The organism is Bradyrhizobium sp. USDA 372 (assembly GCF_053629095.1).
This window is the reverse complement of record NZ_JBRJHR010000001.1, coordinates 5,483,291-5,509,748: the sequence shown is the minus strand read 5'-3', so window position 1 is coordinate 5,509,748 and position 26,458 is coordinate 5,483,291. Positions and strand designations below refer to the sequence as shown.

15 protein-coding genes, 2 pseudogenes and 1 riboswitch are annotated in these 26,458 nt (G+C 57.6%); of the genes and pseudogenes, 8 read left to right on the top strand and 9 right to left on the bottom strand.

What is annotated here, in order from left to right; genetic code table 11:
• Window positions 1–549: 549 nt before the first annotated feature.
• The 4 genes from cysN to AB7M16_RS25725 all read right to left on the bottom strand — a co-directional run bounded on the left by cysN (window position 550) and on the right by AB7M16_RS25725 (window position 5,701).
• Entirely contained in the window at window positions 550–2,433 is a 1,884-nt protein-coding gene (gene cysN / locus AB7M16_RS25740) for a sulfate adenylyltransferase subunit CysN (protein WP_124163820.1), read from the bottom strand.
• Window positions 2,433–3,482 carry a sulfate adenylyltransferase subunit CysD gene (cysD, locus tag AB7M16_RS25735; RefSeq protein WP_453945452.1) on the bottom strand — a complete coding sequence of 350 codons (1,050 nt, stop codon included), beginning with the start codon at window positions 3,480–3,482 and terminating at the stop codon, window positions 2,433–2,435. The genes cysN and cysD overlap by 1 nt, the downstream gene beginning before the upstream one ends.
• 104 nt (window positions 3,483–3,586) lie before the next feature.
• Window positions 3,587–4,696: a nodulation protein NoeE gene (gene noeE, locus AB7M16_RS25730; protein WP_283806602.1), complete on the bottom strand. Its 1,110-nt coding sequence runs from the start codon at window positions 4,694–4,696 to the stop codon at window positions 3,587–3,589.
• Window positions 4,697–5,515: 819 nt separating this feature from the next.
• Window positions 5,516–5,701: a hypothetical protein gene (locus AB7M16_RS25725; RefSeq protein WP_074448398.1), complete on the bottom strand. Its 186-nt coding sequence runs from the start codon at window positions 5,699–5,701 to the stop codon at window positions 5,516–5,518.
• 1,679 nt (window positions 5,702–7,380) lie between these two features.
• Between AB7M16_RS25725 and AB7M16_RS25720 the strand changes: the two genes are divergently transcribed.
• Window positions 7,381–7,662 (top strand): hypothetical protein, encoded by a 282-nt coding sequence (locus AB7M16_RS25720; RefSeq protein WP_453945451.1) that lies wholly within the window; start codon window positions 7,381–7,383, stop codon window positions 7,660–7,662.
• Window positions 7,663–8,020: 358 nt separating this feature from the next.
• Here the strand turns inward: AB7M16_RS25720 and AB7M16_RS25715 are convergent.
• Both AB7M16_RS25715 and AB7M16_RS25710 read right to left on the bottom strand, forming a co-directional pair.
• A pseudogene (locus AB7M16_RS25715) lies at window positions 8,021–8,296 on the bottom strand (IS3 family transposase); the annotation flags it as partial.
• Window positions 8,297–8,333: 37 nt separating this feature from the next.
• Window positions 8,334–8,594, bottom strand: coding sequence for a hypothetical protein (locus tag AB7M16_RS25710; protein ID WP_453945450.1), 261 nt, complete (start codon window positions 8,592–8,594; stop codon window positions 8,334–8,336).
• 1,444 nt (window positions 8,595–10,038) lie between these two features.
• Between AB7M16_RS25710 and AB7M16_RS25705 the strand changes: the two genes are divergently transcribed.
• Window positions 10,039–10,269 (top strand): hypothetical protein, encoded by a 231-nt coding sequence (locus AB7M16_RS25705; RefSeq protein ID WP_453945448.1) that lies wholly within the window; start codon window positions 10,039–10,041, stop codon window positions 10,267–10,269.
• 512 nt (window positions 10,270–10,781) lie between these two features.
• Here the strand turns inward: AB7M16_RS25705 and metE are convergent.
• Window positions 10,782–13,127: a 5-methyltetrahydropteroyltriglutamate--homocysteine S-methyltransferase gene (metE, locus tag AB7M16_RS25700; RefSeq protein WP_124163823.1), complete on the bottom strand. Its 2,346-nt coding sequence runs from the start codon at window positions 13,125–13,127 to the stop codon at window positions 10,782–10,784.
• Window positions 13,128–13,228: 101 nt separating this feature from the next.
• Window positions 13,229–13,431: riboswitch (cobalamin riboswitch) on the bottom strand.
• Between the two features lie 952 nt (window positions 13,432–14,383).
• Here metE and AB7M16_RS25695 point away from each other — a divergent pair.
• A complete protein-coding gene (locus AB7M16_RS25695) occupies window positions 14,384–15,106 on the top strand; it encodes a nodulate formation efficiency C protein (protein ID WP_245333206.1) in 723 nt (240 codons plus the stop codon).
• 1,101 nt (window positions 15,107–16,207) lie between these two features.
• Here AB7M16_RS25695 and AB7M16_RS25690 read toward each other — a convergent pair.
• Complete coding sequence (locus AB7M16_RS25690) at window positions 16,208–16,516, bottom strand: hypothetical protein (RefSeq protein ID WP_453945447.1); 309 nt, start codon at window positions 16,514–16,516, stop codon at window positions 16,208–16,210.
• A gap of 317 nt (window positions 16,517–16,833) precedes the next feature.
• Between AB7M16_RS25690 and AB7M16_RS25685 the strand changes: the two genes are divergently transcribed.
• From AB7M16_RS25685 to AB7M16_RS25675, 3 genes are all read left to right on the top strand, one after another.
• Window positions 16,834–17,619 carry a thermonuclease family protein gene (locus tag AB7M16_RS25685; RefSeq protein ID WP_245333207.1) on the top strand — a complete coding sequence of 262 codons (786 nt, stop codon included), beginning with the start codon at window positions 16,834–16,836 and terminating at the stop codon, window positions 17,617–17,619.
• Between the two features lie 8 nt (window positions 17,620–17,627).
• Window positions 17,628–18,371 (top strand): carbonic anhydrase, encoded by a 744-nt coding sequence (locus AB7M16_RS25680; protein ID WP_245333208.1) that lies wholly within the window; start codon window positions 17,628–17,630, stop codon window positions 18,369–18,371.
• Between the two features lie 1,887 nt (window positions 18,372–20,258).
• Window positions 20,259–21,425: an acyl-CoA dehydrogenase family protein gene (locus AB7M16_RS25675; protein ID WP_370137926.1), complete on the top strand. Its 1,167-nt coding sequence runs from the start codon at window positions 20,259–20,261 to the stop codon at window positions 21,423–21,425.
• Window positions 21,426–22,434: 1,009 nt separating this feature from the next.
• Here AB7M16_RS25675 and AB7M16_RS25670 read toward each other — a convergent pair.
• Window positions 22,435–23,082: an FkbM family methyltransferase gene (locus AB7M16_RS25670; RefSeq protein ID WP_124163670.1), complete on the bottom strand. Its 648-nt coding sequence runs from the start codon at window positions 23,080–23,082 to the stop codon at window positions 22,435–22,437.
• Window positions 23,083–24,126: 1,044 nt separating this feature from the next.
• Here AB7M16_RS25670 and AB7M16_RS25665 point away from each other — a divergent pair.
• Window positions 24,127–24,440 (top strand): annotated as a pseudogene (locus AB7M16_RS25665) (co-chaperone GroES).
• A gap of 84 nt (window positions 24,441–24,524) precedes the next feature.
• On the top strand, window positions 24,525–26,165 hold the full coding sequence (gene groL, locus AB7M16_RS25660; RefSeq protein WP_124163641.1) for a chaperonin GroEL: 1,641 nt from the start codon (window positions 24,525–24,527) through the stop codon (window positions 26,163–26,165).
• Window positions 26,166–26,458 lie beyond the last annotated feature (293 nt).

The following is a 26,458-nucleotide window of genomic DNA, read 5'->3' as shown; positions in this document are numbered from 1 at the left end:
CCAAAAGGAAGCAAGCTTGCCGGACGTTACTATAGGCCACGACAGGATGGATCGCGACCGATTGCTCGCTTCAGATTGGTCAATATTCCTGGAGTAAGCCCAGGCTCGCCGGATAGCCAGCCCCGTAAAACCGCGGCCCGAGCTTCGTACTGTGTGGGCGATTAAAGCCGGCCGAGTCCCGGCCCCGGCTCGGCTTTAAAGGCAGCTCGGCGTGTCCTTGGCCGCACGCGCAGCAAGAAGCGCCAAGCAAACCCTCAACCTAGTGGAAGTCGGACTTCCTCTCTGGTCTTTCTCAACGCAACGTAGATTCTGATCTGCAGCATGGGACGGCCTCTCTTGAGCGCCACCGCTTCTGACCATGCTCCATCTTTGCTCGCGTACTTGGTTTTGAATTGACCATCCACTTCGAGCACATAACCGAAAGCTGGCAGTACACGAGTGGGCGCGACCATTTTGTTCCTTTCGTTTGACCGCAGGCCCCGCCTGAGCCAGATCGCCTGAGCCGCGCCAGCAGATATTGTGCGAATTGATGACGTGGCGCGAGCACATCTAACCATCAAGAAGTGAGCGCGCTATCAAGACATCCAGTACCGCTTTCGCTGAATGCTCTAGGGTCTGCTCCATGGTCCTGAGATGAATATCCGGTGTTTCTGGTGCTTCGTAGCACGCGTCGATTCCGGTGAAGTTCTTGATGTTGCCTGATTTCGCCTTTGAGTACAGCCCTTTCGGGTCTCGCCGCGCGCATTCCTCGATCGGCGTATCGACAAAGACTTCTATGAACTCTTCCTTGCCAACCAGGATGCGCACCCTATCCCGTTCGGCTCTCGTCGGCGAGATGAACGAGCAGATCACAATCAAGCCGCTGTCCGCCATCAACTTGGCAACTTCACCGACACGCCGAATGTTCTCCACGCGGTCCGCCTCCGAGAAGCCCAGATCGGCGCTTAAGCCATGTCGGAGGTTGTCGCCATCCAGCAGCATTGTATGCCGCGACCTCGCAAACAGCTTTTGATCAACCAAATTCGCAATCGCCGACTTTCCCGCGCCGGACAGGCCGGTGAACCAAATGACGCAAGGCTTCTGATTCTTGAGCGCGGCACGCTCCCTCCTATCCACGGATAGGGCTTGCCTAGCAATATTGGCGGTCTGCCGTAGCGGAAAGGCAATCATGCCGGCCCCGGCCGTACGATTGGTGTAACGATCGATGAAGATGAATGATCCGGTCTTCCGATTGACGTCGTAAGCATCGAATACTGCGGGCATGGTGGTCGCAACATTACAGAAGGCGATCTCGTTCAACGAAACCATCCCGGCGGCCAGATGCTCACAAGTGTTGACGTCGATCCGGTGCCGAATGTCGGTAATGCTGCCGGAAATCGTCTGCGATCCGATCCGCAGGATGTAATTGCGTCCGGGAGCGAGCGGCTCCTCGTCCATCCAAATCACATAAGCAGCGAACAGGTCGGCGACCTTCGGTTGATCGTCCGGTCGGGACAGAATGTCGCCACGGCCGATATCAATTTCGTCTTCCAGTGTAATGGTCACCGCATCCCCGGCTTCGGCGCCGACAAGGTCGCCACCGTGGGTCACGATCCGCTTGACGCGCGTGGTCCGTCCCGACGTGGCGACAATGATCTCATCCCCCGCCGAGATCCTCCCGGAAGCCACCGTCCCGGCATAGCCTCGAAAATCCGGATTTGGCCGGTTCACCCATTGTACCGGAAAGCGGAAAGCCTGGCTTGCGGTGCCGGACTGGATGTCAATGCTCTCCAAATATTCAAGCAGGCAGGGACCACGATACCAGTTGGCACACGCGGAGCGGTCTACGACGTTATCCCCGTAGCGGGCCGAGATCGGGATCGCGACGATCGAGGTGAAGCCGAGACCGGCGGCAAAGGCCATATAGTCGCGCGCGATCCGATCGAAGCACTCCTTGTCGTATGCGACAAGATCGATCTTGTTCACTGCCAGCACGATATGACGAATACCGAGAAGCGCACAGATAAAGGAGTGGCGGCGCGTCTGAACCATCACGCCTTTGCGGGCATCGATCAGGATAATGGCGAGCTGGGCTTGCGAGGCGCCAGTAGCCATATTGCGGGTATACTGCTCGTGGCCGGGAGTGTCGGCCACCATGAAGGAGCGCCGCGGCGTAGTGAAGAAGCGGTAGGCAACATCGATCGTAATGCCCTGCTCCCGTTCGGCCTCGAGGCCGTCCACAAGCAGCGCGAAGTCGATGTTATCCCCGGTGCTACCGTACTTGATGCTGTCGCGTTCCAGCGCCATGATCTGATCGCGGTAGATCATCTTGCTGTCGTGCAGTAATCGGCCGATCAGCGTCGATTTTCCGTCGTCCACCGAGCCACATGTGATGAATCGCAGCTGATCCTTCGTTCGCGCCGGAACCGGTTCCATTGTCGGCTTTGTAAACATCAAAAGTAGCCTTCCCGCTTCTTCTTCTCCATTGAAGCGGCTTCATCGGTGTCAATTAGGCGCCCCTGGCGCTCAGACACCGTCGCGGTCTGCATTTCTGCGACGATATCTTCGATCGTCGTCGCATCGGATTCGATAGCCCCGCTCAAAGGATAACATCCAAGGGTGCGAAAGCGGATCATCCGCATTTCCGGCGTCTCGTCGCAGTTAAGCGGCAATCGCTCGTCGTCAACCATGATCATCGCACCATTTCGATGCACTATCGGTCTTCGTTTTGCGAAGTAGAGCGGAACGACCGGAATTTTCTCGATCATGATGTATTCCCACACCTCGAGCTCGGTCCAGTTTGACATCGCAAACACGCGCATGGTTTCGCCCTCGCGAACCCGTGTGTTGAACAGGCTCCAGAGCTCCGGCCGTTGATTACGGGGGTCCCATACATGTCCGGCCGAACGGAAGGAGAGTATCCGTTCTTTTGCCCGACTCCTTTCCTCATCGCGCCGGGCTCCGCCAAAGGCGGCATCGAATCCGTGGAGGTCGAGCGCCTGTTTCAGCGCGTCCGTTTTCATCACCTGGGTATGGAGGGCGGAGCCGGACTTGATCGGATTGATCCCACGCGCGCTGCCGTCCTTGTTGACATGGACAATCAGGTCGAGGCCGAGCCGGCTGGCTGTCGCGTCTCGGAAGCTGATCATCTCGCGGAACTTCCACGTCGTATCGACGTGAAGCAGCGGGAAAGGTATTTTTGCCGGATAGAACGCCTTGATCGCAAGGTGTAGCAAAACGCTTGAATCTTTTCCGATGGAGTAAAGCATGACGGGCCTTTTGAACTCGGCGACCACATCACGCATGATTTCAATCGACTCAGCTTCGAGACGGTGCAGATGTTTTGGCAGCATATATCTTGTTTTCGGTGCAGGATCTCTGTTCTTCGCCGCTCTATGGCTCCAGCCTAGAGCGGGGAATATCCGCGGCAGAAACGGCCGGCCAAGGCGCATGGCGACAAGCCCCGTTCGACAGCACACTTCGGACGCGGCAGCATATCGCATTCTGCCGCTCGTACGGCCGGCGCGTGCGGCACACCTGATCGGGAGATCAGCGTGCCGGTTAAGGATCTTGGCTAAATCAACCAGCGTCGCTTGATCACAAGCATTCAGAGTCCTGAGGAGATCCTGAGGATCTGCTCAAGCCGCGCGACCTCGCCTCGCAACATCTCGATAGCCACGTCCCGGTTCTCCGAAATGTTCCAAGCATTTTGGACCGATTCTCCAGCATGAGATCTAGACAGTCCCCCCGCCTTGGCACTTCGCAAATCCCACCAGGTTCGGAATATCCGACGATAAAGTTCGGTTACTTCCCGTCCCGTGTCCAGAACTCCGGCTTTCTGGGCATGCAGCAGTTCCTGCTCATATCCGAGTTCTACCAAAAGCTCGGCACCGACCAGATCGGTCACGGTTTGCATCTCTTCGACGCTCAATTGAGATTGCCATGATTTGACAGAGCTTTCGTCGATGGTGTTTCGTTCCAGGATTTTTCGGTCTCCAAAACTGCTGGACTGAAGATAATCTGCTCGTCCCATGCTCGCCGATGCGACGCCTCCTGGATCACAGCCGAGCGCTGTCAGTAGACGCTGGATTTCATCGTCCGGGTGCGCCACGAGCAGTTCGTATTGCACCAAATGAGTCTGCGGGCGAGTACGTTGCGCGGCGAGCCTGGGAAGACCCAAAACCAAATCGGCCAGTGAAGATATTATGCCATCGGGCAGTCGAAGCATGAGATCAGCGAGACTGGATACGCTGACCGGCTGCGCGCTTTCTGCCCGCAGTGGGATGCCCCACGTCGATTTCAGTGAAGCGGCGATCGCGTAGGGATTGCGCATCAGAAGGACATGTGGCGCTTCCGGATAGACGGATTCAACAAAGTCAAGGACGGTCCAGTAGCGTGGCGTCTTATCTATGATGATTCGCTTGCCCGCTTCTGCCAGATATTGATCGTATGCTGCATCTGCAAAAGCGCGGCTAACGATCGTGCGATCTATCCGTCCCAAGAATTCGGAGGTCGCGGCCTCAATTAGTGAGCTGCCGGCCGGATGGCGCCGATCCACGTTGCCAAATGCTTCAAGCGCCAGCATTAACCAGGGTTCAGGCGGCGCCACAATGTCTGGATGGCGCTGCAGCAAATGTGCCAGGAGTGTGGTCCCGGATCGTGGAAGACCAAGGAGAAAGCACACCTCAGGTGAACGACCAAGACGTCCGCTCATCATTCAGACACTCGTTCTCGGCAAGCGCCATCTGTCGGCGCTAGCTCGATTGGGCGAAACAAAGCCGGCCGCCGGATCACATGGGAGCAACCGCTTGCGTACAAGGAGTCGAAAGGACAAGAATTTTGTCTGCCACTCATGACTTGAGACCCGTTCAGTCCGATCGGGCGGGATCACAGAACGATAACTGCAATCGCTTCCCCGATTGCTCGACCGATAAAACGAAATCAAGCAACAGCTCAATTGCACGAAGATTGACTGCGAATATGGGAAGGTTGAAAAGAACTATACGGACGTTTGTTAAAGACCGCGCGCGGCACATGGAAGGTTGATACGTATAGAAGATGCATGCGCTGAGGCATTGAAGAGGTAACTGCGACATGCACCTCGCTGAGGCTCGGCAGACACAAACAATTTCGGCATATGAGCGCAGTGCTGCAAAGAAGCAGACCATATCGCGGACATTCACACATGGCAGGACGCAGGTCTTCTCAGCGCGGGAGCGATCCAGACGCTACCTCCAGGGAGCGCCGCCGTTGGTCGGTCAACACACTGGATCGGCCGTTCATGTGAGAGATCCTTGACAGGGCCATCACCAAGACAATGTCTTCACTGCCGATTTGTCACAACCGTTGAGACCACGCCTAAGAAAGTCCATCAATGATGAGAAGATGCTGGAGCTCCTACCGCGACAGCGAAACACCATCCAAACACTCTTCTCAGCGCGGATCCGCAAAGCTAATTTCCGACAAAATTTCTACGGGTACTGAGGGCGGCCCCCAGGGAGCCGCCCTACCGCGCCAGTACCAGCGCTGCTCAAAACTACCGCTGATGTCCGAGTCCGATTCCAAGATGCAAGGCCTTCTGGCGGAGCGCGCCGACGCTGCGTTTGGTCATCTTTGCTATTTTTATGACCGGGGTTCGGGCCTTCGAATGGACTTTGAGCTCCTTGATATCTGCCCTCGTCCATTCGCGCCGCTTAACGCGTTTCTTGGTTGCTTTCTTCACGATGAATGCTCCTTTTGAGAGGAGCGGCTTGTAGCATAGTTTTCACAGCACGACGACCGCAAAAAACAGACAATATGATAGGAGTTGCGCCAGGGTATAACTTCGTCATGCCTTCCAAACGCGTGGAATGAGTAAGCCAAGCGCGAGATCAGTTTAGTCGACCGTCTCGACCACGCTGATGTGCATGAAGAGGCCAGATTCTCCATCCCTCAGGTTTAAATCAAGCCAGTATCCCTAGCCGCGTTGAACAACTTCGCAATACCCATTACAACGCCACTGTTTCAAATGTGAACTTCGAGATCTAGTTGAGTACATCACGATCAGCAAGGGGTTGAGCGGCTGGCGGTCACCCCGGCAGCAATTTACGTGGGCTCAATCGCTTGCCGTGGGGCGCTTTCTGCCCGCGTTCGTTCCCAGCTGCGAAGTCAAAGGGGCGGTTGCTCGGCTTTCGGCTGTTGCGCGGTCTCTCGCTCAACCTACGCCTGCACACTACGCCGATCTAACTGTTCGAGCGTCTCAAGATATTCCCTTCCCTCCTCGGTGAGCATCCAGCATCCGGCCTCCCGCATCAGCTTTGGCCGAAAATACCGAGTTGGGGCGCGCGGCCTGCGATGCGCTTCATACGAGCCGGCCACTCCGGGCCGCTGCTATACAGATATCCAATGCTGCTTAACGACTTCGATGCTCGCCCGGTCGTGCGGCTGGCCGGCAAGTATCTTCAGTATAGACAGCTGAAAACTCACGCGCACGCCATTGACTCATGCAAGAGCCCGATAACGCCTATTTTGCGGTAAGCTCCAGAGGCGTGCCCCGCTTTCAAAAGAAAGTTTCCTCCTTAAGCCCAATGCGCGACACCCGCCTGCTGTCGCCGCGGTAAGCAACGCTTTCTACGGCATCGGCCACATCCTGCCCGAAGTTTCCGAAGAACGGTTCAGCATCAGATAGCTGCGTTGACTAGGAGTGTGACGAGGTCTCAACTGCCGCTTGGACCGGTACGAGATCAAACGACGTTGGTGGTAACCAAGCTGTTGTACATCTTGACGAATGACGTCGCTCACGGAACGAAACGCCCGCTTCTTTCTCCTCCAATTGCCGTCTAATCCCGCGGGGATTCCAAAGCCTGTCGGGACGACCAAAAGATCGTGTCTTCGGTTCAAATAGATATCGAACATGTGGTGTCTCTTGTCGCACGAGCGTAGATCGACCGTTCATCGGTTTGGTGACATCGAAGCAACAGTCTCCCTTAAAGTCACTGGACGACCAAATGACATTCGAAAGCTCCCGTCCTGATACGTCAAGACCGTCACGGGCACGATGGTCCCGCAAGATGTGGGCGTGTTCACGCCCCAACTTGCGGTCCGCTGAGAGGCGCACTCGACGATCGTCGGACTGAAACGTGGCGAGAGTACATCTAGTTGACTCAGCTGCTTTGCGGCTCTGCGGAGCCTACGCTCCAAGTTTTGGGTTCTGGCAACTAGTTGATGCGGCATAACCTTGACCAGTCCTAGCGAGCACATCCTCCCCAGCTTTCAGGCTCCCAAAGCAATGGGTTTACCAGCCGCCGCCTTGGGAAGCAGACGATTACGTTTATCGCCGATACTAGTTGAAGTAATCCTTCGACCCGTCTTCGCGGGCCGTGTCGAGAGTAAAGCAATGGCGCCCCCGATAAAGATCCACCTATGGCGGTGCCGAGCCGGGACGACCTGAACGCGACTATGTTCCAGGATCCGGGCCAGTTCGGGGCAGGCGTCGTTTACCAAAACGACGTCAGGAGAGACCGAAAGGACGTTGATATCTATGTAAAGACTGGACAACAGCAGATCGTCATCCTCGTAAGCTGGGGAATTACTTTTGAGTGGTTCGGGCGCGACTATCAGTTGCGCATTGCTTCTGGCAAGCAATCGGTCACCTCGCAAGACCGCACGAGCAAAAAGTCATCGGTCGATGCACGGTCGCGTTAAGCTCCCGCAACGTGTTCACACAATTCCTTCGACGTCCTCGTTCAGTTCGTCGAGATAGCGGTTCTTGATCCGGTGGCGGACCCGTGCACCAGCTTGCGTAGCTGCTGCCGCCGACGAGAACGCGGATAATACCACGCCGAGCGAAGCTTAAGATTGATATAAAGGAATAGATCGCAAGAGAGTTCGCGATCGTGAGCCGCATGATTGGTGGCCGCACCCACCACGACTTCCTTCAATCTCGACCACTCGTCGTACCGAATTTAAGGTCACGCTTACCCCATATTGGCCGTGCCTTCAGATTCCATAGACCGACTGCCGATCTGTGCCGATTGTGTAAGTGGAGCGTCTGCCATAGTAAGGCTACCGCACGGAATGGCAGCGGCCGGAAGTAAGCTTGATCCGGAGCGCCGCCGCCAAGGCTCGAAGGCGGACGCCGGCCATTGTAGAAGGCGAGGTATCGTCCGATCGAGACGCGGGCGTCGGACACAGTCTCATAGGCATGCTCGACGAGCACGTTGTCGCGCCGGGCAAGCAAGCCGTCCATTCTGGTGGCGATGCCATGACAGGCGAGCACGCCGGTGAACCTCGCGCCCGTGAACTACGAGCCTTGTTCGGCGCTGAAGAAGTCCCGCTTCCGTGGAACATTCAGGAAGTGCGAAACCCTTGCTTGCTCATGAGAGCTCGTCCTGGCGGGATGCTCGAAAGGCTGATGTGGACGGATTAGCTAATGCAGGTGGGGTTCGAAGCTCCAACACATCGGCGAAGATTGTCCACTCGCGGACACTCTTTTGCTTGCAAAAATCAGTCTCCGCCTGCTGAGCAGCAGCACTCAGGGAGGCGGCATCGACCTTGAATGCTGCCTGGCACGCACGATGCTCGCCGCCAGTATCGTCACAAACGGTCTTAATAAACCGAACATTAAATGAAGGCATGCCCCTCTCTTCCCGTGGTTCGCTTATCCACTATTCTGCCATTCGCACCGAGAGTATTTGATCTGCCTCAAGCAGCACCCCAAGAGGTCTGTCTGCTCCTCCGAAGATAGATCCAGATGTAACAGCGCGGCGCGCGAGCCGCTTGTTGTCGCGAAGAATAGCGACGGCCTGTCTGTCCTACCTGCGGTATCGCACGACCGTTTGAGCCGAGGGGCAGCGCCTCTCAGGAGCCTCATGCCGCCGACCGGCAAAATCAAGTCTTTGATCGAGGATTGTCTCGCAGAGACGATCGAGGGCAACATGCACTTACGCGCAGGAGATCGTGCGGCAATCAGGCAAGGAACCCCGATCTTGCACCCGACGGTCCCCCGCAGCCGGCACAGCAAAGCCGATCATAAGGCTTGTCGCAGCCGACGTTTCGACGAGCCCAGGTTCGGATTTCAGTGCCAAACCCTAAGGGTGGATCAGCCTCGGCAAGGCTACCGACAATGAAAGGCGAACAATCGTTTGACCATCCGCGTGCACGGAGCAATGAGGAAAAATGCTGCCGTAGCCCATGAAGCGTGAGTTGCGCCTCAAATCAACACGCTGGCGTGTTGCAGAGAGCGCCAGGCCCTGGCGGACGCCCGAGTTCGGACATGTCGACTGCCAACGCGAGCGTCTGCGGCACGTAGCGACCGCTCGAGCTCAACCACTCCCGGACGGACCAGCCTTTTGACCCGCATCAATGCTGCGGCGGCTGCGTCCTAATAGAAGTGATCTTCTAGTAAGGTCAGACGCATGGCGGAAAGAACGACTTGAGCCTATGATGCCTTCATGTCCGGCTACCAGCGATCACTTTTTAGGACTCCTTCCGGGCGCAGCCGAGCCGCGGGTCAATGACCTGCACATGATAAGTTGCGCCGCTTGCGATGGCGTCTACTTTATCGACCTGCGGACAAGCCCGATTATGGGCTCGGAGCGAAGCTACGTCCATCCTAATGGTGTCAACCGAATTCTTCGCGCTCTCGCTGGAGCGCGTGCTACGCGCGCGAGAGCGCGGCTGAGGTCGCCTGCACACCCACGCGATGACGCTGCAGAACACGGAGATGTCTCACCAACAAGAGACGTGACATGACAGAAAGCCGGACCATTTACCCCGCTCCGGGCCGGATTGCCGGAGCTGCAGACCAGTTTAGTTCGTGCAGAACAGTTACAAATACCAACAGCCGAGGTATTGAGCTGACCCAGATCGATTTGACGGAAGCTCAGGCCTTGTTTCCCGGCAGAAATCCAAATATTTCGGTTCGCGAGCGGATCGTGTTCCGTACCAACGATGCCACGGCCGATTGCCCTCTGCCGCGGGCTCACGCCATAGAGACCGCGCGCCGTCCGGTCGAGTCGGGCAGAGCCTGTTCGCGCGGAAGCCAAGCGATGTTCGTAATGTTCACAAGGTTGTCTGCATTTGTCAGCTGGCAGCGATGAACTTCGTCCAGGATCCAGTGGCGATTCGATCTGGGAGCGGCTCGAAATCACGCCGCCCTTCGATCAGGATCTGGAGATTGCCGTGATCGAGGGCAATTCAATTCACCGGGTGATCTTTCCTTGTCGCCGGGTGTTCGGCGGATGGATCAACGCGAATACCGGAGAGCACGTCGCCGTGCAGCCGACGCATTGGCGTATCTGGCCCGGATAGCGGCGGCGATCCTGCAAAATAGATTGGCGTGAGTTGAGGCAGGAACTGGCTTCGGCGTCCTCTCGTCGGACACTATGTAGAGTTCATCGCATGAGAGCGCCTGACGGGAAACATGTCCGAGCGGGACCGATTATGGTGGGGGCGTGCGGTGACCGTCCGGCATCACTCCTCGCATTGCTGTCGCAACCGTTCCTAATGTACTCGCGAGCGACACACCTCTGTGTAGATTCTGAATCTCAAACCAACGATCGCTTACCACGTCATAATGAGCTACGATAAACGTGTCGATATGAGTCCATATTTTCGGCGAATGTTCTCACCTTGATGAACCGTCGGCTATTCTCTCTCGGCCAAGTAGCGCGACGCGTCTGCGTCGTTCCTCCGGGTGCACCTCGTTCGGACCACCAAGCCGGGCTAGGCATTTTTGTTGGCCCAAGGCTTGCTCGAGATTGTGGAGAACGCAAATGAGCACAAGCGAATTCGCTTGGTCGAGAACAGACCCGAGCGCGGGATCAATGGTTTTGCGGATCGGATGCTGCACGCAGTTCGCGGGCGGTAACGACCATGTTGGTTAGGGCAGGCCGAACCTCCTCCCAATTGCGAGTTTTTAGGCCGCAGTCCGGATTGACCCAGAGCTGCGATTCCTGCAAACGCGTCCGAGCCAGCACCATCAGCTCCTTCATTTCGCCCACCTCCGGAACGCGTGGAGAGTGGATGTCGTACACGCCCGGTCCGATTTGATTTGGATATTCGTACTTGCTGAATGCGTCCAGTAGCTCCATTTTCGACCGCGACGTTTCGATCGAAATGACATCCGCATCCATTGCAGCGATTGCACCGATGATGTCGTTAAACTCCGAGTAGCACATGTGTGTATGGATTTGCGTTTGATCGGCAACGCCCGATGAGCAAATGCGGAAGCAATCTCCCGCCCAATCGAGATATGCCTTCCACGCCGATCGGCGCAATGGCAATCCTTCCCGGAGTGCAGCTTCGTCGATCTGGATCATGGCTGCACCGGCATTCTCGAGATCGCGGACTTCGTCGCGGATCGCGAGCGCAAGCTGGCGGCAGACCTCGCTTCTAGGAATGTCATCGCGAACAAACGACCAGTTCAGGATCGTGACCGGTCCGGTCAAGATCGCCTTCATTGGCTTGCTAGTTAGTGATTGCGCGTAGCGCCACCAGTCCACAGTGATCGGCTTCGACCGCACTACATCGCCAAACAGGATCGGAGGCCTGACGCAGCGCGAACCATAAGACTGTACCCATCCATTCCTGGTAAATAGGAAGCCGGCGAGTTGCTCGCCAAAGTACTGCACCATGTCATTGCGCTCAAATTCGCCGTGCACGAGGACGTCAAGACCGATGTCCTCCTGCCAACGTACGGCGCGGGCTATCTCTTCCTTGATAAACTCGTCGTATTGTTCGTCGCTCATCGCACCTCGCGCATGCGCCGCACGAGCATTTCGGACTTCTGTGGTCTGCGGAAACGATCCGATTGTCGTGGTGGGAAACGTTGGTAGTCCAAAGCGTTCCCTTTGGATCTCGGAACGACGGACAAATGGGCTGGCGCGCCGGCGCATTGTCTGGTCGATCGCCCTCATCCTCACAGCGACATTGGTATCATGGATCTTGGGCGAAGTCCGCCGGGCAGTCGCAGCGCATTCCGAATCGGCGAGAGCGAGCTCGACATTCTGGTCGCCAGCGAGTGCTCGCGCCAGGATCGCAAGCTCACGCATCTTCTGAACCGAGAAAGCAAGCCAGCTCTTGACGTCGGACGTGAGCCCGGTCTCGAGTTCAACGTCCACTGGCACATGAAGCAGCGAGCAGGATGGGGCGAGCTGTACACGGTGCTTGCCGAGCTTCGCAATCGCGGGCTCCATCCGCTGACGGAGCGACGACAAGTTCGACCGCCATACATTCCGGCCGTCGATGACCCCGAGCGACATGACGAGGTCACTTCGGCCGACAGCGATGACCTGATCCAACAACTCTGGCGCTCGGACCAGATCGAGGTGCAGACCGGAAACCGGGAGGCTCAATGCGGTATCCAGATTGTGGCCTAGCTCGCCGAAATAGCTGGCAACCATGATTTTGATAGCCGGTCCCTCCTTTGCGAACCGGTTATAGGCATGTAGCAATGATTTTCGCGCCGCCTCATCCAGATCAAGGGCCAGGCAGGGCTCGTCAAATTGAACCCAACTTGCCCCTCGTTCGGCCAATTCATGCAGAACCTCGATATAGACCGGTATTAGATCATCGAGTAGGGAGAGGGGCTGGAACGCGCTATCGGCACTCTTGCCGAGCTTTAGGAATGTGATCGGCCCGATCAGGACAGGGCGGGTCTGAAAGCCAAGAGCCTTTGCTTCCTCATACTCTTCAATGGGTTTGCGAGAGCAAAGTCTGAACGCTTGTCCCTTGTAAAACTCGGGAACCATGTAATGGTAGTTGGTGTCAAACCACTTAGTCATTTCCTGCGCGGGTGCGCCAGACCTCCGCGGCCCCAGACCGCAACTCGCATCCTGGTCGTCGCATTGTGATCCGCGAGCCATGGCGAAGTACGTCTTGAGGGAAACGTATTCTCGTTTCGAGGCGTAGATCTCCGGGATAGCACCAACCATGACACTTGTATCGAGCACCTGATCATACAGCGAGAAGTCATTCGACGGAATGATCGTAACGCCGAGAGACTTCTGACGGGCCCAGTTCGCTGCGCGCAGACCGGATGCGTCCTCGAGCAATTGCTGTTCGCTGATCTTTCCCGCCCAGTAGCTTTCAAGAGCGAATTTGAGCTCACGCCTTGGACCGATGCGTGGCGTACCGAGCGTAGCAACCGGAAGAGAGAGAAGAGACATAGTGTAAACCCCTGTTGGGGACAGAGGCCATGGCGGACGCAGGCAGAGGAAGTCGCGCGCGCGACGGCTGCTTGGCGCACCACCGAGACACCCCGCCCGTGGACCAATCTATCGTCGGGGCAGGTCTCCTGGCTCGCTGGTCGTCGCTGCTGTCCGGCCTTCCCGAAGCCGTGCGGGCTTCAGTGACATCGTTGGACAGTAGCTCGCAGCTCACAGTTGCGGGGGCAGCGCCGGCATTTGGACCGGCTTCCCTCTTAGCTCCGGATCAAGCGGGATTCGGAGAACCTCGACGAGTTCGATTATCGGCAGGAGGACTCTTCCGTCAACCTCTCAGATTTTGTGGCACGCTAATCTGAGACATCTAGTAGGCGAATGACCGTGCATCTCTATGATTCTCTAAACAGAGCTGTCGCAATCAGAGATGTCCTTGTCTCAGATGTGGGAGTGAGACTCGGAGCTGCCTTGAGGCGACGCCGCCCGCCCCATCAATGAAAGGGACAAAACCAGCCCGCGCGGCGGCGATTACCGCCGTTTCGAGCAGAATGCATTCGATGCGGCTTCCGACTTCCAGCGGTTCGCCCAGCACATCCGCTGGCCAGCTATTTTCTCGACTAGAGGATCCCCATTGAACACGTCAAGGCAGGCGGCGCAATCTAGCCACATACGCGGCGAGCAGGTTGATTTTCGTGCCAGCCAGACTTCAAAGTTCGTCGATTAAGTCGGCTTCGTATCGCCAGCCATCATGTAGGCCGAACGCCGACGGGCAACTATAGCGAACCACACGGTTCAATGACGGCAAACGCACTCCCGATTCTCATCAGGCACTTGGCATCGAGCTACGGCCGATACACTGAATGGAAACATCGAACCGTGCGCAGGTCGGAAAGTGGACAAGAGGGACATAAAACCCATGCAAATCTCTGCCTGCTGCCTGGCACGAAGAATGCAAGCCCCTCGACATGCCCAGTCTCTTCTGCTTGGGGTTGTCCAGCTCAGCCAATTGACGCTGTCGCTGGCTAGGGAAGTTAGGGGCGCGTGACATAGAGGGGAGCGCCTGCCCGCGTGGGACAGCCGCGGGTGCCCCGTCGCGTCTCCGTAAACTTCTTGCGCTCGCTCATAGCAGGTTCAAGGTTACCGCTTTGAAAGATGTATGGATGAAACGCGATAGGCGGAGGATTATGAAGAGAATGTCGGGAAGACCCGCGCTATGGCTTCGCCTGGGCGGACTTTTAATCTGCCTAGGCTGGCCGGCTGCCATGAGCAACACTATTCGCGCCAGCGACAACCCCCTTGTCGAAAGACTTAAGTCAACTTGGCGAGCGCAAGATGGTGAGACGATAGAACAAATCATCTCGAATGTCTCGAAGGTGGCACAGTTCGTCCCTCAGATGTGGGGGGTCGCTGAACTCGGCGAAAGCGACCATGTTTTCGTTTCGTGGACCAGGCACCGAGACAACAAATCAGACGAACAGTACGCGATCACCTGGAAAGTCGCGCTCGACGGTACGACTGAGCTTGCGTCAACCTATGCGAAGCCGATGGAATTGGGCTGGCGTGCCCTAGCGCTCTCGTTGATCGCCAAAGAAGTCGCAGATGGTGAAAGGGACGCAAACCTTAGCTTTCTGCATGATCCAAGTAACTTCAACTTTGTGACTACGCCGCAAGGCCGGCTCGGCGATCTTCTGCGGCAGGGCCGATGCACTATCATTGAACCTGTTGGGGTAGACTACTTACCCAAGCAGAATGACAAGCCGAACGAGAAAGGCGATCTATGGCGCATTCTGCTCTTGGTGAATTGCGATATCCAAGGACCACGTTATTTTACACACAACGGGGTCATCACTTTTGAGAAGAGCGAAGGCCAAGATTGGGAGCCACAATCCTCTTTTGCCAAGCGCATCGCGAAATTTCCTCCGGGCTCCTGGTTCCAACGAACCGAGCCAAAGGAAGAGCAAGACTCAGGAGAGCGAAGGCCTTAGCAGACGGTCGCGCAGAGCAACACCGCACCGCAGCTGCCGCACGGTCGAACGCCTCGTACTAACTGCAAGAGACACGCGCTCTGCAGTTGCGTTGTTTAACGGCTCCGCAACAGTCCGCCTGCCTTTCTCGCAGCAGTTCGGCCCGTCGTACGGAAGGTCGAGCAGCACGATTGCGTTTTTCCGCCAGGTGTCGAGCTCAGTGGCGCGTACTAGTTTGCGAGATGTGGTTTGCCCGCCTGCACTCCACCCTGTTAGAGTACACCAACTGCGGGGGAACCAGCTCTCATGCATTCTTCACTAGAGCCCTTGGAGATGCCTCCGGCCAAGCCGATTCGGGGTGCGCGCCGCGCATCGTGTAATTGCGCGGCATACGCAGGAGCGTGAGCTTAGCGACTTTGAGCCGGCACTAGGGACCGATGCTGAGACGAAACAGGAAGTTACAGGGTAGCAACCCCGGGCATACCCGCTGAGCGCCTGCCAATTTCCGAGTGCGCAGGGCGGGAAGCTCCGGAGCAGTACGCAAGAACGTCGATTACCGCACTGACTCAGCCGTAGATTTCCTCGCACTCATTCGTCTGCACGTCATAGACCCGGATTTTAAGCATGGGAAACCGCCTTTTTAATTCTGCTCCACCTGCGGTGGCACCGTCTTTGGTTGCGAATTCGGCTCTGAGTTGGCCATCTACTTCAAGCGCGTAAGATGAGACCGGTACTTCCCGAACGACTGCGACCATGTCATTCCCATTATGTAGTGATGTGCTTTAGAATGATGTAGCTTGAGTCGGCTAAACCGCACCAGAGCTATTCACCCGAAGTACGCGATGGGCAAACACGTATTGTGGACTTAAACCTCACACGAATTGCATGGCACTCGCGATTGTCCGAACACGTGGGCAGCTTGCCCACGCCTGGTGCATCCACGGCAAAGCCCGCGGCTCAATATCGCAGCCTTTTCAATTCCTGGAGAAAACGGGCACTGATGCCAGCGCTCCTGGGTAAGTCACTTGAGATCGCGGGGAACCGTCACTACCGAAGAGCGGCGGCCCGTAGCGCCTGAGCCATAAACAGTTCAATTCTTGTACACACGTCTGGGCAGTAGCACTAACGACTATGGTGCCGCGCGGAGGAGCCAAATGCCATAATGCGATTGGTATCAACGATCATCTCGTCTGGCGTAACAAGGAACGGATTTGCGCGGTTTGCTCGAACTAAGAAACCTTCATTTACGCGGCGAGCGTTGAGGCTGAACTCCATCACGTCTTTGTCTAAACCGGTCAGAGCGAGCCAGAGCAGATCCTTTTTGAGCATCTTTTTCGTGACAAGACTTTGGGGCGCATTTCCTCGCCCTCGTCGGAACTGTCCGGTTTGCCGATGGAAGTCGTCACCAACAATGGCAAGGTTGCTCCTCAACGCCTGACTCCGCCGCAAGCACCGACGCCTCATAGCCGCTCAATTTTTGCAAGGAGGGAGCACAGCGTTCCAAGGCTCGGGCTTGTCCAGCATCCCGAGTTCGGCGCCACGCGATGAGAATCTCCTCCTTACGTCCAGAGGGTACAGCACGCTCGCGGTGAGAGAGCCGCCGATGCTCGAAGGATACCGCCGCACGCACACGGGAAGAAATCTCTTGATCCTTACGCAGCGTCAGGTCGTAGGTTCGAACTCACGCGAAGCTCTCATAAGGCACACATCGAAGCCGGCGGAATGGACATCTGCGGTCGAGCAATCGAATGTATCGGCACCGTATCGTGCGCGTGAACATGGACCAGGAGCGAAAGGTTATTGTCGGGATGAAGCACCGCGGAATTATGTTCGCATTGATCGCTCTCATCACATCTCCGGTTTCCGCCGCGACACTCAGCGGTGCTCCGCGCATCCTCGACGGAAATACGATCCAGATCGAGAAAACCACCGTTCGGCTCTCAGGCATCGAAGCTCCTGAGACCGATCAGATTTGCCTCGACGCACAGGGCCAAAAATGGGCCTGCGGCGTAGCTGTTCGCGACGAGCTCATCAAGCATTCGAATGGACGAACGTGGGATTGTCATACCGGAAGAGTCGATGAGTATCGGCGAGCCCTCGGCAGCTGCTTCATCGAAGGCGAGGATATAAACGCCTGGATGGTACGCTCGGGCTTGGCACTATCGGCTTTTGCATCTCACCATACATACGTTGTTTATGAGTTGGTGGCCAGCACAGCCCATGCGGGGCTGTGGTCCGGCGCGTTCATCGCGCCCTGGGACTGGCGTCGCCGCAATAGGAGCACGATTATCGTGGGCGCGACGTCGGTTCCGGTCGACGCTCAGGAAGTCCTGCTTGGATCCGTCTTGCTATTGGAACCGCCGTCCCCCGAGTGCCCGATAAAAGGCACAGTCGAGCGCAGAGGCGAGCGCATTTATTACCTGCCAGGGCAACCCGGTTACGAACAAATCGACATGACGAAGAAGCGCGGCCAACGCTGGCTTTGCAGCGAAGCGGAAGCCGAAGCCACCGGGTGGCGTAAGGCCGTGCCATGAGGCGACACATGCAAGCAGCCCATTCTCAAGACATATACCATTTAGCCAAGCACGTGCGTTCGCGGCGGTCACTGTTGCTGTTTGCTGCTTCGACAGTTTTCCTGCGGTTCGGCAATAAGATTGTCGACGCGAAGGAAGCAAAAGGCCCGCCCAAGCCAAACAACGTACTCTCGCCAGATGCTGCCCTGAATCGGCTGCTGAACGGGAACGATCGTTATGTCCAGGGCGCACCACGAATCGACGATTTCAGGCGCGAGCGGCTGGTCTTGGTTGAGGGACAAAATCCATATGCGGCGGTTCTGAGCTGCGCCGACTCCCGTGTGGTCCCCGAACTTGTCTTCGACAGCGGACTAGGTGATCTGTTTGTCTGCCGCGTCGCCGGCAACTTCGCTAACGATGATACGCTCGCCAGTATGGAATACGCGGTTGCCATACTCAACACGCCGCTGATCCTCGTACTTGGCCACGATCATTGCGGTGCGATAGACGCCACGATCAAGTCGCTCCATGAAGATAAGCGGCCGCCGGGGCACATTTCATCCCTGGTCGCTGCACTTTCTCCTGCAGTGAAAGCAACTGGCGACCAAGCCGGCGACGCGTTCGCCCAAGCAACCCGACAAAATGTGATTGACAACGTCAACAAATTTAAATCGACGGGCCCGATTCTGAACGCCGCAGTCGAGCAGAACCGCCTGAAGGTCGTCGGGGGCGTGTATCGGATCGGCACCGGCAAGGTCGAGATTGTCAGCTGATGCCAGCACTTTCACACTCCGGCAAATCGTCTGCCGCCTAATACAGCGCATCTGTTCCGCGCAGTTTTGTTGGTCCATCGTCTACAACAAACACACCGGATACTATCCGCTCCACAATTGTCCTCGCTTCAGGACTCCTTAGATATGCGCGGCCTCTTAATTCTTCTCTTGTTATACGCACTCATGTTGGCAACGCGTGGCCAGCATCCAGAAACCCACATAGCGCGTCCGGCAGCATTCATTCCTCCTGGTTGAGCCGCCAACCCAATGGAGGTGGTTCAGGCAGCAGATCGCAATGCGAAGAATTGCAAGCTCTGCACTCCAGAGCACGCGACGATCCCGAGAGCTTCTCAGCTCTGAGCGGGCAAGGCATCCGCGGTCCTGCTTTTGTAACCGAGCTCAGCCAGGGCCGAGGATCAACAGAACAATCAGCATGACTCTTCGGCCTAGGGCTGAAGGCGACATGCTACCCGCATCAGTACCGGACGGCCTTCCTGCACCAGCCATTTGGGAGACCGCGACCGTCGGAAAGCCAGCGTCGCATCAATCATTCGTTAGATCGTCTCGTTCGCGTCCTCGATGACGAGCTCCACACGAGAAGAAACTCGAAGCTCACAAAGTGGCGTCCCCTGTACACGGAGGCTGGTCGGTTCTAAGCCGCGGCGAGACTTAGAGAATGTTTCTAGTTCTACCTGCACAGGTTACGTCGGTGCGTCAGCCATGTTTCAACCGCGCGCACCGCCTCTACAGGCCTGAAATCAGCTGGCAACCGCTTCCGAAATCAGGCTCTTGCACGGAGTCGCTTAGTGGGAACAGAGCACTAGCTTCAGATCGTGTGGCGCCTGGTCTGTCGTAACGCGCGTGGTGCGCCCATAGTTGTCGCGCAAATTTGGTAAGCTCGGCCAAGATCGGAAGCATTGGTAGATCGCCGAAGAAAAAGACGCTAGCGGCCGTAAGAGGGTCGGCCACTCAGGAATGTGCACGAACTTCTCGCGTCCGGCCCGACAGAACGTGGAACAGGCTCCTCTGTTGCTGGCAGCCCGGAAAGCCTCCGAAAACGTGTTCGTAACGCTTCGTCGCGGGCATGAGCGGGGCACTCTTGCAGTCACCTCGAGCCAGAGTTGATCGCTCAATCACAGCGTCTGGAGCCGCCGTGCGTTTCTTGAACACCTGGGGTCCGGAGGTCCGCTTCGAAGCAAGCGCTCACCAGCAGTCGCACGAGCAGCAATTTGGGCTGTTGGTCGCGTCAGGAGACCGGAGCGGCCCTTAAACTTAAGCAGGAACGTTGAGCCCGGTCCGTGGCGGTCGAGTCCGCCTCTGTGGTTTTCTATGCGGCTTGTTGAGTTAATGACATCTTGTGCATGAAAGCAAACACGGAGACACGCGCATTGTGCTGGCATGGCACGGGGGAGTGATCTCCGCGCGATTCAGACAAGCCCGGCAACCATGCTTGATGGCACGTCAATTGCTGGGAAGACGGGCAACAGGCCGCAGGCTTGGGCGCTCTCCCAAGCACAACTCAAGAATTCCAAACTTGGTTCGAGCCTGCCTGTCCCAAGTGTGACCACACGTTCATGTGGAGAAGACATGCACCGCAGTCCCCGATCAGCCGCCAGAGACCCAGTGCGGTAAGGCGGATCGATGCCGCCGCAGCGTATCGGCTGCTTTGCCGGCCAGCCTGAATGCCAGCGAGAACAGCTATATCTCCGTCAGGCCTCAGGCCGCTTAACTTGGGAAGCTACCCTATTCAATCTCGTGCATTCGATGTCAACTGCGACAGCTTCGAGAATGCCGTCCTGCGGGTGCCAAATCACCTGGCCTCGCCATGCGCGCAGTCCATCCGAATGACATGCGGGGATGATCGGCTCAAGACACGGAGGATGATCTATGAACGCTCCACCAGAAAAGATAAGTTCCGGAACCCACGCCGCGGCTGCGACCTGGGCTAATCTGTCGCCACTACTCGTCGAGATCCGTGCGCGTCGCGACGAGTTTAGCCGCACGCAGAAGATTCCGAAAGAAATCATCGACGGCTTCAGACGAGTCGGCGTCTATCGGGCTATGGCTGCCAAGCGATTCGGCGGTGAGGAGCGAACGCCCGCCGATTTTTGTCGGCTGGTCGAGCGCATTTCCGAAACCGACGGCTCCGCCGGTTGGGTCGCCAGCTTCGGGGATGGAGCTCGCTACCTCGCTGCTCTTCCGGACGACACGCTTCGCAAAGTGTACGCCAATGGACCTGACGTGGTGTTGGCGGGTGCGCTTTTCCCGCTCCAACCCGCTAAGCGATGCGCCGACGGATTTATCGTGAACGGCGTGTGGCCATTCGCTAGCGGCTCACCAGAGGCGGATTTGATAGGAGTTGGTATCACGTTGGAAGACGATCCGAGCGGTGACCTCCCGCGTGTAGCGGTGATGCCGGCCGAGAAGGTGACAATTCGGCCCAATTGGGACGTCATCGGACTGCAAGGCACCGGAAGCCACGATGTCGTCGTCAGCGACGTCATTGTGCCAGAGGAATGGACCTTGATCCGCGGCGGTCCGCCGACACTTGATGGGCCGATCTATCGTTATCCTGCCGTCGCCTTCGCCGCGCAGGCGCATGCGATTGTCGGCATCGGGATTGCGCGCTCCGCAATAGACGACGTGATCGCCATGGCCGAAACCCGTGCCTCGATCACTGGAGCGCCCGTGAGGGCTGAGCGCGGCTATGTCCAGCTTGAAATCGCCAAAGCCGAAGCCATGCTACGTTCCGCTCGTTCCTTCTTTTACGAAGCCACGGAGGAGCTGTGGAAGGAAGCGCTCAAGGGTGAGGTAAATCTTGGCACCACGACGCTAATGCGGCTCGCCGCGACGAACGCAGCGCGGCAGGGGGCTGAGGTGTGCAGGATTGCGAGCGGTCTTGCTGGAACTGAGGCGCTCTATAGCACCAGCAATCTAGCACGGGCCATGTGCGACAGCTTCGTGGTTGCCCAGCACGCAGCTTTAAACGAGGGAACGCTCCAGAGCGCTGGCCGCGCCCTGCTCGGAAGTGCAATACAACCGGGCTTCCCATAAAGTGGGGCACGCACGGGCAAGCCACACCCCACGCCAACGGATTACCGCACTTGCGTGATGATGTGGTCTGCCGCTGAGGACATGGCCCCTTGTTTCAATGTGAACAAAGACACCGCTTGGCTCTCCCCCTTTGACCCCGCTCCATATCCCGGACTACCCATTCGTTGTCCAAACATACGAGCCCTCATAAGCCTCTTGGCCCCTGTCCGATCATTGACGTTGCCGGGCAGGATACACCTGAACTTTCTGCGCAACGGCTCGCCGTTCAACTCACGAACTCTCCAAACCACCCGCGCAAGCGGGCTCGACTCTCGCACTGGTTGCTTACTTGCCGCTTGCGGCGCACGGTGCGGAAGAAGCTCTCCGTGGCGCACTATCCTAGCACTCACCCTTGCGGCTCATCGATGCGGCACGCCAGCGCTGGCAACGGCCGTGCGACCTTAATCTAAAGCGTACTGTACACCCCCGAAATTCGATCAATCCGCTCTTGCCCGCTGCTGGCGACTCGGCACCGACGGCGCGGAAGAGACGCTCGGCCCGCATAAGGTCGCGTTCGCCCGGCCGGCTATCTTGCGGCTGAAGAGATCCCTGGCGCCCTCCAATACAGCCAGCCCTATGCCGTTTGGATGGAGTGATATCGGCAAGCCGGACCCGGTTTTCTGCGCCGGTGAAGCCGTGCGATCAGATTCGGCGTGACCGGCGTTAGATCCTGGCGAGTGTCGGTGGTAGAGGCCATGAGCGCGCGAGCGCCGTTCTGCTACATCGGCCGTTCGATCGCCACGGTAGCCCCACGGCCCTGCCTTCCTCAGGACCGCGTGGACCCGAGGACTGCGATGGCGCTGGCCGCTCCCGATGGATCGGCCGTGCACGCCGGCCCAATGGCAACCGCAGCCGCACTGGCTGTCCGGCTCGCGATAGCCGCTCGCCTTGATGATCACCGTTGTGCAGCTGTGGCGAGCATAGAGGCCGCTGGCTAGGCCATGAATGAGACGCTCGATATGAGTAGCCGCTAGGCACGCGTATTTTTGAGCAATACATCACCTTCCACTGCGCGCGGATAGTGAGCCGCCACTTCAAATGATGGCAACAAGTTAAGAATGGCTTGCAGGGACAACTGCCCTTCATAGAGCTCGCGGTCACTATATTCGGTGTAGATGAAGCGCGTGTTGCTCAAGGTCCGCATACCGCCGGCGATAACGTCGGCCTCGGCTCCCTGAACGTCCATCCAGATAAAATCGACTCCGTCCAGCTTGGCTTCGCTGCACCAGTCGTCCAGCCGCCGTGTCTCAACCGAGACAGGGTGATCAAAGCGGACCCAATCGTACTCGGTAAGATGGTTCTTTGGACGGCGTATTGAACCGGATAGGTCCCAATCTTTCGCATCGCCATCTGCATTGCTTGGATGGAAGTCGATCGTTCCGTTTCGATCACTGATGGCGATTTCAAACAGCTTCACCCTATTGAGGGATGAGCCAAGCTTCTTCTTGAAGCGCGCGATCGCTCGAGGGTCCGGCTCAAAGCAGTAGAGCTGGGGTTGCGGGCACAGTTCTAGGAACTTTTGCGTATCAGCCCCGTCATTGCAGCCGATATCCAGGATGACTGGGTTCGGCTTCTGAAGAAGTGAGACGATGTGCTGATGTACTTCTACGGACGACACAGCTGCTTTTCCATGGTGCGCGGAGATCTGGTGAAATTTCGACTTCAAATCCGCCTTCACACGCCGGAAGCCGCCGCACAACGTATATCAAGGTATAAGATTCATTTATCCGCCAGTCCTCTTGATCCACGACAGCTGTTTGGATGCCATCGGCATCAACCGGAGAGGCTATCCCTCGCGATGCAGTTCTCGAACCTATTGTTGGAAAGTGCGGCCTCAGTGAGCCAGATCGTCCTCTTAGCTCTTTCGAGTTGCCGAAAGAGCGCCCTCGTTTGAGCGTCACCTGTCAGATATGGATACCAATTGCGCAGAATGTGCTCGGCCGACTGATGGCCGCCATCTCAGATTCGCTGCCAGTAGCTCCCGGCGGTCTTTCCCTCGGGCTCGTGGGCGAGGAACGAAGTCGGCGAAAGCCCCGACGCACGCATCGCTCGGCGCAATCAAGCTTTCGTGGCGCGTGCAACTTTCTTCAAGTGCTGTCGGCGGACGAATGACCAGGGTCAATTCGGTAGGCTTTGAGCGCCCTGCCACGGTTGGACACGGGCAATCCGATACAATTCGATGGTGACCTGCCTTGGAGCACGCCACCTCTTACAAGAACAGCACCCGATTTTCTCGAGATCGTTGCATACATATTCGCATGCACGAGTACGGAAAATTTTGCGAGCCGCTCTTCGATAAAGCTTGTAGACCGCACGCTTCGCCGGCCACACTACTTGATTGTACCGTCAGGTAATCATGTGCAATCCCGACGTCGTCGAAACCCGAGGCCTCTCGATCAGTGCAACCGCCGCCTGAGCAACGTTGAAGTGTCCCGGGGCTCTCTGCGGGTGTTTCGAAGGAGCGCAATGTCATTTTCACAACAGCCGGGCGGGCTGTGCACCTCAGCGGGTTTGCTTCCGGACAAACACACACGCTGCCCGGGCAATGCTTTTGCAGAACTAGAAGGATAGATCGCTCAGCGCATTTCTGGCCTGACTCTTGCTACAGTCTACTTGTCACATTGTGCCTAACTTCAACTGTTCAAACGCTCAGGAGACCTCTATGACTTTCCGTCCGCTTCACGACCGCGTCGTGGTCAAGCGCATCGACGCCGAAGAGAAGACCGCTGGCGGCATCATCATTCCCGACACTGCCAAGGAAAAGCCCTCCCAGGGCGAAGTCATTGCAGTTGGGCCGGGCGGCCGCGAGAGGCCGGCAAGCTAATTCCGATCGACATCGAAGTCGGTGAGCGGGTGCTGTTTGGCAAATGGTCCGGCACCGAGGTCAAGATCGATGGGCAAGACCTGTTGATCATGAAGGAGAGCGACATTATGGGCGTTCTCACCGATGTGTTCTCCAAGAAGAAAGTCGCCTAATCCTGGGCTCGCACAGCTCACCCTCCTGAGGAGAGCCCACCGGGGCGCTGAAGGATGAATTAAACGGAACTGAGGGAATTCTCTATGTCAGTCAAAGACGTGAAGTTCGGAGTAGATGCGAGAGATCGTATGCTGCGCGGCGTCGACATTCTCGCCAACGCCGTACAGGTTACGCTTGGTCCAAAGGGCCGCAACGTCGTGCTCGACAAGTCGTTTGGCGCGCCACGTATTACCAAGGACGGCGTTGCCGTTGCCAAGGACATCGAACTCGACGACAAGTTCGAGAACATGGGCGCCCAGATGGTGCGCGAAGTGGCTTCGAAAGCTGCGGATGCTGCCGGCGACGGCACCACCACCGCGACCGTCCTGGCCGCCGCAATCGTGCGTGAAGGCGCCAAGTCGGTCGCCGCCGGCATGAACCCGATGGACCTCAAGCGCGGTATCGACCTCGCGGTCGAAGCCGTCGTGGCCGACCTCGAGAAGAACTCGAAGAAGGTCACCTCGAACGACGAGATCGCCCAGGTCGGCACCATCTCGGCCAACGGCGATGCCGAGATCGGCAAGTTCCTCGCCGACGCCATGAAGAAGGTCGGCAACGAGGGCGTCATCACCGTCGAGGAAGCCAAGTCGCTCGAGACCGAGCTCGATGTGGTCGAGGGCATGCAGTTCGACCGCGGCTACATCTCGCCCTACTTCGTCACCAACGCCGACAAGATGCGCGTTGAGATGGACGACGCCTACATCCTCATCAACGAGAAGAAGCTCTCCTCGCTGAACGAGCTGCTGCCGCTGCTCGAGGCCGTGGTGCAGACCGGCAAGCCGCTGGTCATCGTCGCCGAGGACGTCGAGGGCGAAGCGCTCGCGACCCTGGTCGTGAACCGTCTGCGCGGCGGCCTGAAGGTCGCGGCCGTCAAGGCTCCGGGCTTCGGCGATCGCCGCAAGGCCATGCTGCAGGACATCGCGATCCTGACCGGCGGCCAGGCGATCTCGGAAGACCTCGGCATCAAGCTCGAGAACGTCACGCTCAACATGCTCGGTCGCGCCAAGAAGTTGATGATCGACAAGGAGAACACCACGATCGTCAACGGCGCCGGCCAGAAGGCCGACATCGAGGCGCGCGTGGCCCAGATCAAGGCGCAGATCGAGGAGACCACCTCGGACTACGACCGTGAGAAGCTCCAGGAGCGTCTCGCCAAGCTCGCGGGGGGCGTCGCGGTGATCCGCGTCGGCGGCGCGACCGAGGTCGAGGTGAAGGAGCGCAAGGATCGCATTGATGACGCGATGCATGCGACCCGCGCCGCGGTCGAGGAAGGCATCGTTCCGGGCGGCGGCGTCGCCTTGCTCCGTGCCTCCGAGCAGCTCAAGGGCCTGCGCACCAAGAACGACGACCAGAAGACCGGCGTCGAGATCGTGCGCAAAGCACTGTCTTGGCCGGCCCGCCAGATCGCGATCAATGCCGGCGAAGACGGTTCGATCGTGGTCGGCAAGGTGCTCGATAACGAGCAGTACTCTTTTGGCTTCGATGCGCAGACAGGCGAGTACGGCAACCTCCTCTCCAAAGGCATCATTGACCCGGCCAAGGTCGTGCGCATCGCGGTCCAGAACGCCTCCTCGGTGGCCGGGCTGCTGATCACAACGGAAGCGATGGTTGCCGAGCTGCCCAAGAAGGGCGGCGCTGGCCCCGCGATGCCTCCGGGCGGCGGCATGGGCGGCATGGACTTCTGATCCACCTTCTCAAGTTCTCGATGACATGCGAAACCCTGGCAATATTGTCAGGTTTTTTTTGCATCGAGCGGCAGGTAGCCCGTTGCCAGCCCCCGAAGGTCCGGCCCATCGGCCTATCCAATGTGCGCAGCGGCAGGACCCCGACTCAAATTTCATGTGCTTCGCGACGACAGTACCGCGTCCGGTACGACGATGGAGCCGGCTATTTTGACTCACGAAGCTGCGTCTGCTCATCCAAATGTTCGGACCCTTGCCGTGCGGTAGACCCGGCGCCGCCTGCCCGCTTTCGACCT

Coding starts and splice junctions, on each gene's coding strand:
- AB7M16_RS25710 (WP_453945450.1), bottom strand. CDS start 8,594: ATGCCTTCATTTAATGTTCGGTTTATTAAGACCGTTTGTGACGATACT.
- AB7M16_RS25685 (WP_245333207.1), top strand. CDS start 16,834: ATGTATCGGCACCGTATCGTGCGCGTGAACATGGACCAGGAGCGAAAG.
- cysD (WP_453945452.1), bottom strand. CDS start 3,482: ATGCGATATGCTGCCGCGTCCGAAGTGTGCTGTCGAACGGGGCTTGTC.
- groL (WP_124163641.1), top strand. CDS start 24,525: ATGTCAGTCAAAGACGTGAAGTTCGGAGTAGATGCGAGAGATCGTATG.
- AB7M16_RS25720 (WP_453945451.1), top strand. CDS start 7,381: ATGGCGGTGCCGAGCCGGGACGACCTGAACGCGACTATGTTCCAGGAT.
- cysN (WP_124163820.1), bottom strand. CDS start 2,433: ATGTTTACAAAGCCGACAATGGAACCGGTTCCGGCGCGAACGAAGGAT.
- metE (WP_124163823.1), bottom strand. CDS start 13,127: ATGTCTCTTCTCTCTCTTCCGGTTGCTACGCTCGGTACGCCACGCATC.
- AB7M16_RS25675 (WP_370137926.1), top strand. CDS start 20,259: ATGAACGCTCCACCAGAAAAGATAAGTTCCGGAACCCACGCCGCGGCT.
- noeE (WP_283806602.1), bottom strand. CDS start 4,696: ATGATGAGCGGACGTCTTGGTCGTTCACCTGAGGTGTGCTTTCTCCTT.
- AB7M16_RS25680 (WP_245333208.1), top strand. CDS start 17,628: ATGCAAGCAGCCCATTCTCAAGACATATACCATTTAGCCAAGCACGTG.
- AB7M16_RS25695 (WP_245333206.1), top strand. CDS start 14,384: ATGAGCAACACTATTCGCGCCAGCGACAACCCCCTTGTCGAAAGACTT.